Origin of the sequence: Paraburkholderia tropica, assembly GCF_914484835.1 — a bacterium.
Classification (GTDB): Bacteria; Pseudomonadota; Gammaproteobacteria; order Burkholderiales; family Burkholderiaceae; genus Paraburkholderia; species Paraburkholderia tropica_A.
The window spans coordinates 232861-248196 of the sequence record NZ_CAJZAR010000036.1 but is presented as its reverse complement, the minus strand read 5'-3'; the positions used below and the strand labels follow the sequence as shown (position 1 = coordinate 248196).

At 68.7% G+C, this 15336-nt stretch carries 12 protein-coding genes and 1 pseudogene; 2 read left to right on the top strand and 11 right to left on the bottom strand.

Annotated elements, in window-relative coordinates:
- Nucleotides 1–326 (top strand): annotated as a pseudogene (locus LDO54_RS08255) (hypothetical protein); the annotation flags it as partial.
- Between the two features lie 273 nt (nt 327–599).
- Entirely contained in the window at nt 600–1688 is a 1089-nt protein-coding gene (locus LDO54_RS08250) for an HPP family protein (protein ID WP_224009045.1), read from the top strand.
- A 27-nt stretch (nt 1689–1715) separates the two neighbouring features.
- Here the strand turns inward: LDO54_RS08250 and LDO54_RS08245 are convergent, their stop codons facing one another.
- The 11 genes from LDO54_RS08245 to LDO54_RS08195 form a co-directional block, all read right to left on the bottom strand.
- Nucleotides 1716–4235 carry a TonB-dependent siderophore receptor gene (locus LDO54_RS08245; protein WP_224009043.1) on the bottom strand — a complete coding sequence of 840 codons (2520 nt, stop codon included), beginning with the start codon at nt 4233–4235 and terminating at the stop codon, nt 1716–1718.
- Nucleotides 4236–4458: 223 nt separating this feature from the next.
- On the bottom strand, nt 4459–5643 hold the full coding sequence (locus LDO54_RS08240) for a FecR domain-containing protein (RefSeq protein ID WP_224009041.1): 1185 nt from the start codon (nt 5641–5643) through the stop codon (nt 4459–4461).
- An 11-nt stretch (nt 5644–5654) separates the two neighbouring features.
- The gene (locus tag LDO54_RS08235) at nt 5655–6170 is read right to left on the bottom strand and encodes a sigma-70 family RNA polymerase sigma factor (RefSeq protein ID WP_224009040.1); all 516 of its coding nucleotides are present in this window, start codon (nt 6168–6170) and stop codon (nt 5655–5657) included.
- A gap of 222 nt (nt 6171–6392) precedes the next feature.
- Nucleotides 6393–7388, bottom strand: coding sequence for an alpha/beta fold hydrolase (locus tag LDO54_RS08230; RefSeq protein WP_224009037.1), 996 nt, complete (start codon nt 7386–7388; stop codon nt 6393–6395).
- 212 nt (nt 7389–7600) lie between these two features.
- Entirely contained in the window at nt 7601–8965 is a 1365-nt protein-coding gene (locus LDO54_RS08225; protein ID WP_224009035.1) for a sensor histidine kinase, read from the bottom strand.
- Between the two features lie 34 nt (nt 8966–8999).
- Nucleotides 9000–9677 (bottom strand): response regulator transcription factor, encoded by a 678-nt coding sequence (locus tag LDO54_RS08220; protein ID WP_224009034.1) that lies wholly within the window; start codon nt 9675–9677, stop codon nt 9000–9002.
- Between the two features lie 33 nt (nt 9678–9710).
- A complete protein-coding gene (locus LDO54_RS08215; RefSeq protein ID WP_224009032.1) occupies nt 9711–11042 on the bottom strand; it encodes an MFS transporter in 1332 nt (443 codons plus the stop codon).
- Nucleotides 11043–11214: 172 nt separating this feature from the next.
- Nucleotides 11215–12261 (bottom strand): ABC transporter substrate-binding protein, encoded by a 1047-nt coding sequence (locus tag LDO54_RS08210; RefSeq protein WP_224009030.1) that lies wholly within the window; start codon nt 12259–12261, stop codon nt 11215–11217.
- Between the two features lie 222 nt (nt 12262–12483).
- Nucleotides 12484–13473 (bottom strand): flagellin N-methylase, encoded by a 990-nt coding sequence (locus LDO54_RS08205; protein WP_436975528.1) that lies wholly within the window; start codon nt 13471–13473, stop codon nt 12484–12486.
- Nucleotides 13470–14237, bottom strand: a complete 768-nt coding sequence (locus LDO54_RS08200) for a MetQ/NlpA family lipoprotein (protein ID WP_224009070.1) — start codon at nt 14235–14237, stop codon at nt 13470–13472. The genes LDO54_RS08205 and LDO54_RS08200 overlap by 4 nt, the downstream gene beginning before the upstream one ends.
- Before the next feature lie 47 nt (nt 14238–14284).
- Nucleotides 14285–15328, bottom strand: a complete 1044-nt coding sequence (locus LDO54_RS08195; protein WP_224009026.1) for a formylglycine-generating enzyme family protein — start codon at nt 15326–15328, stop codon at nt 14285–14287.
- Nucleotides 15329–15336: the final 8 nt, after the last annotated feature.

Here is a 15336-nt window from a genome sequence, read left to right as displayed (position 1 = left end):
TTTGCACGCACCTCAACAATCCTGCGTTACCCAGCCAGCGCACAACGTTATATCTCCTTCGCGGCAACGGGTGGGTGGGGGCGGGTACGACGCAGGATCAGACCAACGGCGACGAGCGGCAACGCACACGTGCGTTCAATTTCTGTATCCCCCACAAACAACTTGCACTGTGCGGGTCAGTACAGGCCGTGGCTTTTCTGATAAGGTCGAAAGAATCCGTGCTGCCGCAGGTCATCAAGCTGCTTGAGTCCATCGAGTTCATCGACGCACCCGAACAGGCGGCATCCAGCGTTCCGGCTACATCACAACCGGACGAACGTCGGTAACAAGGTCAATTGATTCGTTGTGTCGTCATTCTTCGTAGTCCTGCCACGAAGGCAAGTTCAATTGCAGGCTGGAATGGTGATGCGTTACCAGGCCTATGTGAACGCGCTGTTCACAGGCAATGACTTCCACGGCTACACGCAAACCTGTCATGCGACAAAACATGCATTAACGATGAATTATATATACGCTCAGAAAGATCAATTATCGGTATGTCAGGCGAGCGGGTAGGCTGGCTTCACGCCTTCTTCACCGCGACCTTTACCGGACTCCGCATGATTCGCACCGCGCTCCTCGCCTGGCTCAAGCGCTTCAAGCCGCATCCCGCCGCGCCGTCGTGGCGCGAAGGGGCGCGGCGCGCGGCGGGCGCGTTGCTGGGCATCGCGTTCACGGGCGTCGCCACCCATCTGGTGTTCGGCGGCGCGGGCGACATTCCGATGCTCGTCGCGCCGATGGGCGCCTCGGCGGTGCTGCTGTTCGGCGCGTCGGAGAGCCCGCTTGCGCAGCCGTGGTCGATCCTCGGCGGCAACTTCGTCTCGGCGCTCGTGGGCGTGGCGTGCGCGCGCTGGATCGGCGCGCCGGTCGTGGCCGCGGCGGTCGCGGTGGGGCTCGCGATCTGCGCGATGTTCGTGTGCCGCTGCGTGCATCCGCCTTCGGGCGCGGTCGCGCTGACCGCCGTGCTCGGCGGCCCGCCGGTGCATGCGCTGGGCTTCGGCTTCGTGGCGGCGCCCATCGCGTTCCAGTCGATGGCCTTGCTCGGTGCGGCGCTGCTCTTTCATGCGCTCACGGGCCATCGCTATCCGCGCGATGTGGCGGCTGCGCTCGCGGCGGCTCAGCAAGCCGCACAGCAAGCCGCACAACAAGCGGCAAGGCAGGCCGCGACTTCACACGCCAGAACTTTCGACGAACTGACCTGCGAAGACCTGATGACGGCCGCCGATCACGCGGTGCCGCTGACGATGGCGCGCCACGCCGCGTGGGAGCGTCTGCACCGGCACGGCGCGCATGCGCTGCCCGTGGTCGACGACGCGCATCGCGTGGTCGGCGTGGTGACGCATCGGGAACTGGCGGCGCGGCGGCCTGAGGGAGGAATGCGGCGGTTGCGCGCGTTATGGCGCGTGCTGCGCCGCCGCACGCATGAGATGGAAGAGACGGTCGAGGCCGTCATGGCGGCCGGCGTGCATGCGGTGCATCGCGGCGCGCCGCTCGCGAGCCTCGTGCCGATTTTCGCCGATCACGCGTACTACGAAGTCCCCGTGCTCGACGACGCGCGGCGGCTCGTCGGCGTCGTCAGGCACTCGGACATGATTCGCTGGCTGCATCGCCACGCGGGCGCGCCCAGCCTGCTCGCGCAAGCCGGTTGAGCGCGCCCGCCCGATCGGCCGGAGCGATTACCAGCGGTAGTTCATCCCCGCGAACACCTGGCGGCCGTAACCATACGCGCACCAGTTGCCGTAGTAGCACGAGGCCACATAGGTCTTGTTCAGCAGGTTCTGCGCGTTGATATAAAGCTCCGCGCCCTTCATGCGCGGAATCGCGTAACCGAGGTCGTAGCGCAGCGCGGCATCGACGAGGAAGAAGCTTCGGACTTCGAAGCTGTTGTCGGTGCTATAGGTCGCGCCCGTGTAACGGCCGCCGCCGCCGAACGAAAGACCCGCGAGCGGGCCGCCGTGAATCGTGTAATACGCCCACAGCGAGGCCTGGTTCGACGGAATCGCGGCAAGGTGCTTGCCTTGCAGCCCGCTGTTGTCCTTCGTGTAGACCGTGTTCAGGTACGTATAGCTCGCCGACACGTCGAGCGACTTCGTCAGGCTCACCTTCGCCTCGAGTTCCACGCCGCGCGAGCGCGCCTCGCCCGCTTCCGACTGGTAGTTCGGATTGGCCGCGTCGGTGGTCAGCAGGTTCTTGCGCGTGAGATCGAAGATCGCGGCGGTAAAGAGCGCGTTGTAGCGCTTCGGCTGGAACTTGATACCGAGTTCGTACTGGCGGCCGCGCTCGGGATCGAAGGCCTTGCCGTTGATGTCGGTGCCCGACTGCGGCGCGAACGATTCCGTGTAGCTGAAGTAGGGCGCCACGCCGTTGTCGAACAGATACGTGAGGCCGCCGCGCCACGTGAACGCGTGATCGTTCTGCCATTGCGGCGTACCGTTGTCGGTGACGTCGCGCGTGGTGGTGTTGGCCCAGTCCTGACGCACGCCGAGCGTCATCAGCACCTTCTGGTAGCGCAACTGGTCCTGCGCGTAGATGCCGTACTGATTGCTCGTGGCGTGCGTCTTGGTGAGCGCGGGCATGTCGATGGTCGCGCCGTAGACGGGATCGAACACGTCGATCGACGGCGCGCTGCCGTAGCCCGTCGCGTAGTTGGTGCCGAAGTGCTGATAGTCGAAGCCCGCGAGCACGGTGTGATCGACGGGGCCGGTCGAGAAGCTGCCTTCGAGCTGGTTGTCGATGGCGAACGAATTGAGCTGCTCAAACGACGCGATCGACGCGCGGTCGAGCGTGTGGCCGTCGTCTTCGAGACCGCTGCCGTAGACGCTCTGGTAGTCCTGGCTGATGTGATAGTAGCGTGCGTTCGAGCGCACCTGCCAGGTGTCGTTGAGGCGATGCTCGAACTTCAGGCCCACGGCTTCCTGGGTGCGGCTGAAGCGTTCGAACGATTCCTCGCCGTCGTAGAAGTCGCGCGCGATGGTGCCGAGCGGATCGTAGATCGCCGTGCCCACCGACGGCACGCTGCCATACGACGTGCTGGCCGGGTCACGCTGATAGAGCGCGTAGACCGTGAGCGAGGTCTTATCGTCGGGGCGCCACGTGAACGAGGGCGAAACGGCGATGCGCTCGTTGCGCGTGCTCTGCACCTGGCCGTCTTCCTGGCGCGCGATGCCCGTGAAGCGATAGAGGTAGTGCTGGTCGCCCGCGATCGGCCCGGAGAAGTCGGCCGTCAACTGCTGATGGCGATAGTTGCCGAACTCCACGCCCAGTTCGTGCGTGGGCGTGACCGTCGGCAGCTTGCTTTCCTGATTGAGCAGACCGCCCGCCTGCGCCTGGCCGTAGAGCACCGAGGTCGGCCCGCGCAGCACTTCGATGCGGTCCATCAGATACGGATCGACCTGCGGCGTCGAGTACATGCCGTTGCTGATCTGCTTGAGGCCGTTCCAGTAGGTGTCGGCGCTGAAGCCGCGCACGTTCAGCATGTCGTAGCGCGTGGCCACGCTGCCGCGCGTTTCGGGCGTCACGCCCGCTTCGTAGCGCACGGCGGCGTTGAGCGTCTGCGCGTTCTGCTGATTCATCTGGTCGCGCGTGACGACCGAGATCGATTGCGGCGTTTCGAGGATCGGCGTGCCCGTCTTGGTGGCCGTCGAACTCCACTTCGCGACGAGGCCTTCGGTCGGACCGTAGCCGGTGTCGGCCTGGCCCGCGACCGTGACGGCGGGCAGCGTGCTGGCGTCGTCGTTGGCGGCGGACTGGGCGCTGCGCGCGCGCACGAACCAGACGCCCGACGCGCTCTGCGCGATTTCCAGCTTCGAGCCCGCGAGCAGCGCGCTGAAGCCGCCGTGCACCGTGTAGTTGCCGCGCAGACCGCGCGTGTCGAGCCCGTCGACGAGATGCGGATCGAGCTGCACGCTCACGCCCGCCTGCACGGCGAAATTCGAGAGCGCGGTGCCGAGCGGACCGGCCGGGATGTCGTAGGCCTTCGCGGCATCGGCCGCCGTGCTGGCGGCAGTCGTCGAGCCAGCGACAGAGGCGGCTGCGGGTCCGGCTGCGGGACCGGCAGCATGCGCGGCGGGCGCAGCGGCCAGGCCGCCGAGCACGAGACCGAGCGGAATCGCGCGCAAGGCGAGCGTGTGGAGGCGGCGGCGGGCGGCGTGGCGCGCAACGGCCCGGGAGGCGCGGCGGGGCCGGCGTTCGGACATGAAAACTCCTGATCGATCGAGTGAATTGGGTGAGTCGATACGTGCTTGACACGCGAACGCGGAAAAGGGGACACGCAAGGACACGCACGCGGCGATTTTTTTTCGATGACGTGGGTGCGCGCGAGCGAGGTGCGAACGAATCGGCGCAAAGGACCGGCGCAAAGGACCGGCGCGCGCGAGGCGCGTCGTCGTCAGTTCGCTTCGGTTGAGCCGGGGTTGGACTTCAGGTCGATTCGCGGCGCGCGGTGTTGTCGACCACGGCCGGTGCAGCGGGCGCGGCGGCCACCGTCACCCAGTAGCGCGTGCGCCAGACCACCTGCACGGGCAGCGTGGCGGGCAGCGCCGTGAGCAGGCTGTCGGTGTCGGCGAGCTGGAACGCGCCCGAGATGCGCAGGTCCGCCACCGCCGGGTCGCAGCGCAGCAGGCCGCTGCGGTAGCGGCCGATTTCGGTGAGGAAGTCGGCGAGCCGCACGTGATCGGCGAACAGCACGCCCTGGGTCCAGTCGGCGGCGTGCGGATCGGCGGGCGTGAGCGCGTCGATGGAGCGCGCCGTGAAGCGCGTCTGCTCGCCCGCGTTGACCACGCGCGTGAGATGCGGCGCGTCGGCGGGCGTGATTTCGACCGCGCCATGCAGCACGGCGACGTGGGTGCCCGCGTCGTTGTCGTCGCCGTTGCCGAGGCCGTCGCCGAGCTGACGCACCACGAAACGCGTGCCGAGCGCGCGGATGCGGCCGTCCGCGGTCTGCACGATGAACGGGCGTCCGGGGTTGGTCGGTATGTTGGCGCGGTCGGGGGCGCGGTCCGGCGCGGTCTCGACGAAGATCTCGCCTGCGTCGAGCCGCACGCGACGCTCGTGCGCATCGAAGGCCACGTCGAGCGCGGTGGCCGTGTTCAGTTCGACGCGCGTGCCGTCGTCGAGCACGAGGGTGCGGCGCTCGCCGGTGGCCGTGCGCGCGTCGGCGGTCCAGACGCGCCACGGCGTCGCGCGCCAGGCCAGATACGCGCTCGGCCCCGCAGCCAGCAGCACGGTCAGCGCCTTGAGCGCCGAGCGGCGCGTGCCGCTTGTGCTATTCGTGGCGTTCGTGACGCTTGCGCCACGCTCGCCGCCTTCGCGGCGCCCGGCGCGCGCGAGCGCGGGCATCGCGAGATTCGCGGGCATGGCGCGCAACTTCGCGTTCAGACGTTCGGCGCGGCGCCACGCGCGCGCGTGTTCGGGATCGGCGGCGCGCCAGCGCGAGCAGGCGGCGAGGTCGTCGGGCGTCGGGTTGTCGGCGAGCCGCACGAGCCATTGCGCGGCCTCGCGCGCGACGGCGCGATCGAGCGGGCGCGCGTCGTCGTCGTCGTGCTGGGCGTGCGTGGCGGCATCGGCGAACGCGGCGCTGTCGTTGCTCGCGGCGGATCGGCTCACGTAGGGCGGCTTCACAGCGTCATCAGCAAGCAGGCCTCGAAGGCGCTCGCCATATAGCGCTTCACGGTGCGCACGTTGATATCGAGCTGTTCGGCGATTTCCGCGTAGGTCAACCCTTCGAGCTGCGCGAGCAGAAAGGCCGTGCGTGCGCGCGGCGCGAGGCCGTCGAGCATCGCATCGACTTCATGCAGCGTTTCGAGGATCAGATAGCGCTCCTCGGGCGAGGGCGCCTGCGGTTCCGGCAGGCAGGCGAGGGCGTCGAGAAACGCCTGTTCGAGCGACAGCCGCCGATAGTGATTGAGCAGCACGCGGCGCGCGACCGTGGTGAGGTAGGCGCGCGGCTCGCGCAGTTCGAGCGCGCCCAGCCGCTCGTGCGCGCCGAGGATGCGCAAGAACGTGTCGTGCGCGAGGTCCGCCGCCTCGAAGGCGTTGCCGAGCTTGCGGCGCAGCCAGCCATGCAGCCAGCCGTGATGATCACGGTAGAGCGCGTGCACCTCCCGCTGCACGTCGAGTTGGACGGCGGACATCGAACTTCCCCTTTTTCACCCCGCGCGGCAGGCCGGCGCATCAGCCGATGGATCGGCCCGGTCACATTGCTAAATAAGAATTATTTTCATTTATAACAAGACAGGGCGATTTGCGCAACGCATAAACGCCGTCGCGTGGGGCGGACGCGACGGCGGGTTTCAGGCGGGTTTTTTCTGCTAGCCGGTGGCTGGAGCACGGCTCAGGCGCGATTGAGGCGCGATTCAGTCGAACTCGCGCTGCACGGCCTCGCCGCGCAGGAAATCGATCAGCAGCGCGTTGACCTCGGCGGGCCGCTCCTGCTGGATCCAGTGGCCCGCGTCGGGCAGCAGCACCTTGCGCGCGAGGCGCGGCACGTTGGTTTCGAGCGCGTCGTAGGCCTTCGCGGTCATGCGGATCACGCCGTCCTGCTCGCCCGCGACGAACAGCGTGGGCTGCACGATGCGCGCGCCGTCGAGGAAGGGCGTGAGCGCCCAGTTGCGGTCGAGATTGCGATACCAGTCGACGGTGCCGCGAAAGCCACTCTTGTGGTACTGCGCGGCGAACACGTCGAGATCGGCGTCGCTGAGCCAGGGCGGCAGCGTGTCGGGATAGGCGAGGCTGTCGACGAAGCGCGCGTTTTTCGGGAACGCCATGAAGCCGACGCGCGCGTGCTCGGGATGACGCCGGCTCTCGCCGCCCGCCGTGTAGTAGACGCCGAGCAGCGCGCGGCGCACGTCCTCTTCCAGCTCGCGCTCGACGCGTCCGGGCGTCTGGAAATAGTCCTGATAGAAGTGATGCTCCTGTGTGTTGCTCGCGAAGTGCAGGGCCGGGCGCACGCGCGAGCGCGGCAGATACGGCACGCTGCACAGCGCCAGCGCGCGGAACAGATCGGGACGCAGCAGCGCCGCGTGCGCCGCGACAATCGAGCCCCAGTCGTGCCCGACGATCGCCGCCTGGCGCTCGCCCAGCGCGTTGACGAGCCCGACGAGATCGCCGGTCAGATTGAGGATGTCGTAGGCGGCGGTGTCGAGCGGCACTTCGGTGTCGCCGTATCCGCGCTGATCGGGGGCGACGACGCGAAAGCCCGCCGCCGCGAGCGCCTCGATCTGATGCCGCCACGCGTACCAGGACTCGGGCCAGCCATGACAGAGCAGCACGAGCGGCCCTTCGCCGTGCTCGACGTAGTGCATGCGGATGCCGTTGGTGTACGCGTAACGATGCTGGAAGTCTGCGCTCATGAGGTCCTCGATGGGTCCACGCGCGTCGGGGCGACGGGAAGCAGTCTGACGAAGGCGCGATGGCGTTTTGATGACGCGGGAAACCGTCGCGGCCGGCCGGACGGTTCGTGCACGATAGCAGAATCGGCGTAAAAAAGAACGACCGGTCGAATTGCGACGGTGACGTTAGCGCCACGGGCGCTGGTGCCGGGCGTTATCACGCCTCCACCGCCTCACCCCACCGGAAACTGCACCACCGCCGCCGTCCCGCGCCCTTCCACACCGCGCTCCAGCCGGATCTCCGCGCGATGCGCGCGCGCGATCTCGCGCACGATGGCGAGGCCGAGCCCGCTGCCCGGCTGCGTCGAGGCACGGAAGAACGGCTCGAACACCTTGTCGCGCAACTCGTCGGGAATGCCCGCGCCTTCGTCGGCGACCGAGAGCGTCACGGAGGCCGACGCGCCCACCAGCGTCACCGCCACCGTGCCGCCTTCGGGCGAATAGCGGATGGCGTTGTCGACGAGATTGAACACCAGCACCGAGAGCAACTGCTCGTTGCCCATCACCACGGCCTGCTCGGCGAGCGTGGCAACGAGTTCGACGCGCCGCCGCTGCGCGAGCAGCGCAAGCTGTTCGATCACGCCCGTCGCCACCGCGCGCATGTCCACGCGCGCGCCTTCGAACTGCGTGTAATCGGCGGCTTCGGCCTGCGCGAGCGTCAGCAACTGATTCGTGAGACCCACGAGCGAGCGATTGCTCTGATGCATCGCCGTGAGCGTTTCGTGCAAACGCTCGGGATCCTGCTGGCGGCGCGCGTACTGCAGCTGCGTGCCGAGCAGCGTGAGCGGCGTGCGCAACTGATGCGCGGCGTCGGCGATAAAGCGTCGCTGCATCGCCGTCTTGCGCTCGATGATGTCGAGACATTCGTTGAACGCGCTCACGATCGGGCGCAGTTCGGTGCGCAGCGGCTCGGTGTCGATGCGCACCGACGACGTGCGCACGCGCTCGGGCAGCCCGCGCGCGAGCCGCGTGAGCGGACGCAGTTCGAGCGTGAGCGCGACGCTCACGAGCACGATGGCCGCCGCGACGATGGCGGCGAAATAAAACATCTGCGGACGCCAGAGCGCGAGCGCCAGCGCGTCGCGTTCATTGAGCGTGCGGCCCGCGGAAACCACCACGCGGCGCGTCACGCCCGCGTCGTACATCGGCCGGATCAGCGAGACCGCGCGGATCGGCAGGCCGTCCACTTTCGCGTCGTACCACTGCGGCGAGACGTCGGGCACGCGCTGCGGAAAATCGGAGGTGCCCGCGATGATCGGCCCGCCGATTTCCTGCACGCGGAAGAACACCTGATCGCGGCTCGCCGTGCGCAGGATCTCGATGGCGCTCGGCGAAATCGACGCGGACAGCGTGTTGCCTTCCCAGCCGATGTCGCCCGCCATCACGCGCGCCGCCGAGAGCAGGGCGTCGTCCTGCAGCAGGTTCGCGGTGCGCCACGCGTTGCCGTGCGTGATCAGGCCCGCCGCCGCGATGAACACCGTCATCGGCAGCACAAGCCAGAGCAGCAGGCGCACGCGCAGGCTATTTGTGGGTTTCATCCGTGGGATTCATGCGTCGGGCTCGCGCGGCGCGTCACTCGTCGGCTTCGGCGTCTTCGAGCAGATAGCCGAGGCCGCGCAGCGTGATGATGGTGGCGCTGCTCTTTTCGAGCTTCTTGCGCAGACGCGAAACGTAGATTTCGATCGCGTCCTCGCTGGTGGGCGCGTCGGCGTCGCTGACCGATTCGGCGAGCGTGGCCTTCGAGACGGTTTTCTTCGCGCGCAGGATCAGCGTTTCGAGCACCGCGTGTTCGCGCGGCGTGAGCGTGAGCGCGTCTTCTTCCACGTAGAAGCGGCGGCTGTCCATGTCGTAGAGCAGGTCGCCGCAGCGGATGCGGTTCGAGCGCGAGGGCGCCTGGCGGCGCGCCAGCACCTTGACGCGCGCGACGAGTTCGCGCGCGTCGAAGGGCTTGACGATGTAGTCGTCGGCGCCTGCACCCAGACACACGACTTTTTCGTCGATCGCGCCCGTGGCCGTGAGAATCAGCACGGGCGTGGCGTCGCCGCGCGAGCGCATGCGGCGCAAGAGCGCCTTGCCCGACATGCGCGGCAGGTTCAGATCGAGCAGCACCACGTCGTACGAGGAGGCGCGCAGCGCGTCCTCGGCCGCCTCGCCGTCGCCGACGTGGTCGAGCATGAAACCGTCATCGGTCAGCGTGCGCGTGAGCCAATGCGCGAGTTGTTCGTTGTCTTCGACGAGCAGCAGTCTCATGCCCAGGCGGTCCTTCGGTCCTTCCGTTACGGGTTACGCGCTCTTGTACTGTTCGCGCGTGGCCTTCGAACGATACAGGAACAGCGTGGCGACGAGGCCGCACACCGCGGCGACGCTCATCCATGCGCCCGGCGCGGCCTTGTCGCCGGTGAGGTGGATCAGCCACGTGGAGATCGCGGGCGTGAAGCCGCCGATGAGCGTGGCGAGGCTGTAGGCCATCGAGAAGCCCGTGGTGCGCACGTGCGCGGGCATCAGTTCGGTCAGCGCGACGACCATCGCACCGTTGTACCACGCGTAGAGCGTCGAGAGCCACAGTTCGACCACGAGCAGCGAGCCGAACGAAGGCGCGCCCACGAGCCACTGCATCGCCGGATAGCAGGTGAGGATGGCGAGCGCGGTGCAGGCCAGCAGCACCGGCGCGCGGCCGACGCGGTCCGAGACCGCGCCCGCGATCGGCAGCCAGATGAAGTTCGAGACGCCCACGCAGACCGTCACGAGCAGCGCGTCGAGCGACGAGAGGTTCAGCTCGACCTTGCCGAAGGTCGGCGTGTAGGCGGTGATCAGGTAGAACGAGGTCGTCGTCATGATGACGAGGCCCATGCCCGCGAGCACGATGCCGTAGTTGCTCGCGATGGCGCGTGCGATCTCGCCGATGCCCGGATGATGGCGGCGCGCTTCGAACTCTTCGGTTTCGCGCAGCGTGCGGCGGATGTAGAACAGGAAGGGCACGATCATGCAGCCGACCACGAACGGCACGCGCCAGCCCCAGCTATGCATTTCCGGCGCGGGAACGAGCGAGTGCAGCGCGACGCCGAGCGCGGCCGCGAACACCACGGCGACCTGCTGGCTGCCCGACTGCCATGCGCAGTAGAAGCCGCGATTGCCCTTGGTGGCGATTTCGGCGAGATAGACCGACACGCCGCCGAGTTCCGCGCCCGCCGAGAAGCCTTGCAGCAGGCGTCCGAGCAGCACGATGGCCGGCGCGGCGATGCCGATGGTGGCGTAGCCCGGCACCACGGCGACGCAGAGCGTGCCGACGGCCATCAGCGAGAGCGAGAGGATCAGGCCCTTGCGGCGGCCGTGGCGGTCCATGTACGCGCCGAGCACGATCGCGCCGAGCGGGCGCATCAGGAAGCCCGCGCCGAACACGGACAGGGCGAGCATCAGCGAGGCGAATTCGCTGTCGGCCGGAAAGAACGTCGACGCGATCGCGGCTGCGTAATAGCCGTAGACCATGAAGTCGTACATTTCGAGGAAGTTGCCGCTCACCGCGCGAAACACGGTGCGCGCTTTCGATTCGGGCGCGAGGGCGGCCGTGCCGGAATGTCCGCTGGCCGATGCGGTGCTGCTGCTGGCTGGTGTCATGTCGAATACCTTTGGTTGAGGGGCGCGTCCGTCCGCGGCGCGGTGTGCGTCGTGGCGGCCTGGTCGGCCGGAGGAGGCGTCCCGTTTGTTGCCCGGTGTGTTGGCCCGTCGTGCGGGCCGGTTGCGTTGATCTGCCGTGTTCGGTCGGGTGATTGCGGCGGGTTCGTCCCGCTTACGGTTGTGCTGCTTGTCCTGTTGGCTGCTGCGGCGGCGGCTCGCCGGTCACGAATTCGTCGGTCCATGTCTGCGAGAGATCGACGTGCCGCGCGCTCACGCGCGAACCGGCGGTCGTCAGCACGTTCAGCACGGTTTGCGGCGCGCCGGGCGGCATCGTGCCGTCGGGCGAAAACGCGGGCTGCGCCTCGGTCAGCGCGCGCGTGTAAGCCGCGCGGTCGCTGCCGGTCACGTCCTGCGGCAGCAGCGCGACGATCTCCGCCGCCGGATGCGAGCCGATGAAGCGCAGCGCGCGCACCAGCGCCTGGACCATCTGCTGCGTTTCGCGGCGATGCTCGCGCATCCAGCTGCGGCGCAGATAGAGGCACGCGCCCGCATACGGGCCGCCGAGCCAGTGCTGCGTGCCCTCGACGCTGCGCATGTCGACCAGCACGCGCGCCGCGCCGCTCGTCAGCAGGCGGCTGGCGGTGGGTTCCTCGACCATGCCCGCGTCGATGCTGCCGTGTTCGATGGCGTCGGCGAAACGCGTGTCGGCCGCGAGCGGCACGACGGTGTAGGCGCCCGGCGCGACGCCCGCGCGGGTGGCGAGAAAACGCGTGAGCACCCACGTCGACGAGCCGAAGCCGGTCACGCCGAAGCGCTTGCCGCGCGCGTCGGCCATCGACTGCATCGCGCGGCCCGCTTCGGAGCGCGTGGACGCCAGTTCGGCGAGGCCCGCCGCGCGCTGGAACACCACGACCGAGAGCGCGTCCTCGCCGCGGCTTTGCAGGTCGATGGTGTGATCGTAGAAACCCACGGCGCCTTCGATGGCGCCCGCGATCAGTTCGGTCGAGGTGTCGATGCCCGCGGGCAGCGAGACCACCTGCACGTCGACGCCCGCGTCGCGGAAATAACCGAGTTGCGCGGCCAGTACGGCCGGCAGGTAGACGATCTTCGACATGCCGCCCATCATCAGCCGGATCGGCTCCGCGCGCGCCTGCGCGGCGGCGCCCAGCGCGATGCAGAGCATCAGCGCGCGGCCGAGTTGCTGGGCGCGGGAAAGCATGCGGGGGTGTCTCCTGTTGGCGGTACTGTGATTGACTGGGTGCAAGTATAAAAAGGCAAGCCCTTCTGATTGCTTTCCGGCGCCGAAGGATTTTCTCGGTATTTACCCTCTTGGCAGGGCGGGCGCGGGAGGCTTTTGGGGTGGGATCGGCGGGCGATTTTGCGCGATTTCGCGCGAATTTGTGTGATCCGGCGCGCGGCGACGCGCGCGCGGCCGCTGCGATCAGCGCAGGTTGAGCCAGCGTTCGGCGTCGTGCGCGAAGGGTGTGGAGGAGGGTTGGGAGGAAGGTTGGGAGGAGGCGAGTTCTTCGCGCGCCCGTGCGTGTGCCAGCGCGAAGCCGCGCAATTCCTGCGTGATGGCGCGTTCGTCGAGGCGGCGGCGGGCGAGCGCGGCGGCAATCGTCGTGTCGATCAGTGCGCGCTGGCGGTCGATCACGTCGATACAGGCGGCGCGGCACGTTTCCGATAAACGCGCCACGGCGAGCAGCGCGGGCACGGGCGCGATCGTGAGCCGCGCGCCGGGGCGCAGCGCGGCCAGCGAGGCGTGCGCCGACGCCGACGCCAGCAGCGACGCCGCCACCGCGTCGCGCCAGAGCGCGCGCTCGAACACCAGCGCATTGCGGTCGCGTTCGAGCGCCTGCGAGTCGATCACGCGGCCCGCTTCGATCAGCGGCGTCGCGCCGGTTTCGAGTCCGTCGCGGATGCAGTCGGCGCCGCGCCAATGCGGCGCTTGCGTGCTCGCGCGCCGTGCGGCGAGCACGAGCGGCTGCCAGCGGTCGGGCACGAGCGGATCGAGCGGCACGGCGGCGCAGCGCGCGGGCTTAGTTGCGTCGCTAAGTGCGTCGTTAAGTTCGTCGTGCAGGGCGCCGTGCAATGTGCAGCGGCCATCGGGCGCGAGCGCCGGACAGCGCGCCACCGACGGATAGTCGTAGCCTTGCAGCGTGATCGAGAGCCAGCCCGCGTCGGGCGCGCCCGCGCGAGCGAAAAGCGAGTCGGCGAGCGCGTCGTGATCGGCGACGTCGTCTTCGTTCAGCGCATGCGTCGCGCCATCCGCGCCGAGCCGTTCGCCCACGCGGCGCCGCGGCACGCGCTCGATCGCGATGCTGCCGATGAACAGCGCGCGCTGCGCGAACCACTCGCGCAGCGAGAGCGCGGGCGGGCTGTTGCAGCATTGGCCGCACGCGCTACAGGCGAGCGAGCCGGTGGCGATCACCACGGCCGCCGCACCGAATCGGCGTAGCGCGTGAGGATGAAATGCGCGACGTCGTCGGAGTGATAGGCGGCGATCAGCGTGCGCACCCACGGCCGGGCGCGGTCGGCGTCGCGCACCGTCAGCACATCGGCGTAGGGCGAGCGCGCGTCTTCGTAGCTCACGCTGTCGCGCGCCGGTTGCAGGCCCGCGCGCGCCGCGTCCTCGTTCGGAATCGCGACGAGATCGGCCGTGTCGAGCGCCTTGAACAACTGCGCGCGCGGCACGGCGACGAGCTTCAGCTTGAGCCGGTTCCCCGTGATATCGCGCGTCGTGGCGTGCAGGCCCGCGCTGTCGCGGAACATCACGAGCGTGTCGTTCTGGAGCAGCACGAGCGCGCGCGCCGTGCCGCGCGCGTCGGCGGGAATCGCGACGGTCGCGCCGGGCCGCAGCTGGCTCAGCGTGCGCAGACGCCGCGAGTAGAGCGCCATCGGCAAGGTGACGGTGGGCGCGACATCCGCGAGCGCGTAACCGTGCGCGGCGCGCGTTGCGTCGAGGCTCGATGCGTCCTCGAAACTGGCGGCGTCGATGTGGCCCGCCGCGAGCGCCGCGTCGATGCGCGCGGGATCGTCGAATACCACGACATCGAGCGGCAGACCGCGCGCGGCGGCCACGCGCTTGACCTCGTCCATGATCTGCGCGTGCGTGCCGGGCGTGACGCCCACGCGGATCGCGGCCGATGTTGGCGCGGCGGACGGTTCTGCGGCATGCGCGAACGCGCTCGCCATGCACACCGACGCCGCGAACAGCATCGTCGATACAAGTCTCACGCGCCTCATGCCGGGTCCCTCAACACCGTGCGAAAGCCGATATGCGACGCCGCGAGATCCGCTTCCTGCTGCTCGCGCGACGAAGCGCGATAGCGCACGCAGTAATCGCGCGAGCACAGGAACGAGCCGCCCTTGATGACCATCGCCGTGTCGTGGCGGCGTCCCGCGGGCGCGACCGCGAAGGTGTCGCCGTTGGTGTGCGACTGATGCGGGCCGCTGTAGGCGTCTTTGGTCCACTCCCACGCGTTGCCGATCATGTCGTAGAGGCGGAAGTCGTTGGCCGCGTAGCAGCCCACGGGCGCGAGTCCCGCGTGGCCGTCCTCGGCGGTGTTGAGCACCGGAAACACGCCCTGCCAGTAGTTCGCGGCGGGCTTGCCGTGAGCGTCGGCGGGCGCGGCGTCGAGACTCGCGTCCTGATGCCCCGCCTTGCCCGCGTATTCCCATTCGGCTTCGGTCGGCAGATCGCGGCCGAGCCAGCGCGCGTAGGCGAGCGCGTCGTGCAGCGTGACGAGCGTGACGGGCAGATTGCCCTTGCCGTCGACGCTGCTGTCCGGCCCTTGCGGATGCCGCCACGTCGCGCCGTTCACCCACGACCACCACGCCAGATCGCGCGCGTTCATCTCCTCGCGCGTGGGCACGTGAAAGACCGCCGCGCCGCCCTGCTTTTCGGCTTCGGTGACGTAGCCCGTAGCGGCGACGAAGGCTGCGAACTGCGCGATCGTCACGTCGTGCTGATCGATCCAGAAGCCGCTCACGCGCGCCGTGCCGTCGCCGGCCGGGCGCTCGTCGGGATAGCCGCGCGTGCTGCCGAACACGAACGCGCCGCCGTGCAGATGCACCATGCCCGCCTTCGGATCGTCGCGCCAGCGCGCGGGCAGGCCGCCGTAGCGCTCGCATTGACGCTCGCTGCCGAGCGCCGCGAGCGGCCGCCCGGTGTTGAGCGCATCGAATGCGGGCGCGCCGGAGTTCGCCTGCGATGCATACGACCAGGCGAAGGCCGCCGCGAAAATCGCGGCGCCGCCCGCCGCGCCGGTGAGCCAGAAACGCATCGCCGCTA

What these genes read in the sequence shown, in the direction of transcription:
- LDO54_RS08220 (WP_224009034.1), bottom strand. Translation starts at nt 9,677, where the DNA reads ATGAGACTGCTGCTCGTCGAAGACAACGAACAACTCGCGCATTGGCTC.
- LDO54_RS08245 (WP_224009043.1), bottom strand. Translation starts at nt 4,235, where the DNA reads ATGTCCGAACGCCGGCCCCGCCGCGCCTCCCGGGCCGTTGCGCGCCAC.
- LDO54_RS08250 (WP_224009045.1), top strand. Translation starts at nt 600, where the DNA reads ATGATTCGCACCGCGCTCCTCGCCTGGCTCAAGCGCTTCAAGCCGCAT.
- LDO54_RS08210 (WP_224009030.1), bottom strand. Translation starts at nt 12,261, where the DNA reads ATGCTTTCCCGCGCCCAGCAACTCGGCCGCGCGCTGATGCTCTGCATC.
- LDO54_RS08230 (WP_224009037.1), bottom strand. Translation starts at nt 7,388, where the DNA reads ATGAGCGCAGACTTCCAGCATCGTTACGCGTACACCAACGGCATCCGC.
- LDO54_RS08200 (WP_224009070.1), bottom strand. Translation starts at nt 14,237, where the DNA reads ATGGCGAGCGCGTTCGCGCATGCCGCAGAACCGTCCGCCGCGCCAACA.
- LDO54_RS08235 (WP_224009040.1), bottom strand. Translation starts at nt 6,170, where the DNA reads ATGTCCGCCGTCCAACTCGACGTGCAGCGGGAGGTGCACGCGCTCTAC.
- LDO54_RS08225 (WP_224009035.1), bottom strand. Translation starts at nt 8,965, where the DNA reads ATGAAACCCACAAATAGCCTGCGCGTGCGCCTGCTGCTCTGGCTTGTG.
- LDO54_RS08195 (WP_224009026.1), bottom strand. Translation starts at nt 15,328, where the DNA reads ATGCGTTTCTGGCTCACCGGCGCGGCGGGCGGCGCCGCGATTTTCGCG.
- LDO54_RS08215 (WP_224009032.1), bottom strand. Translation starts at nt 11,042, where the DNA reads ATGACACCAGCCAGCAGCAGCACCGCATCGGCCAGCGGACATTCCGGC.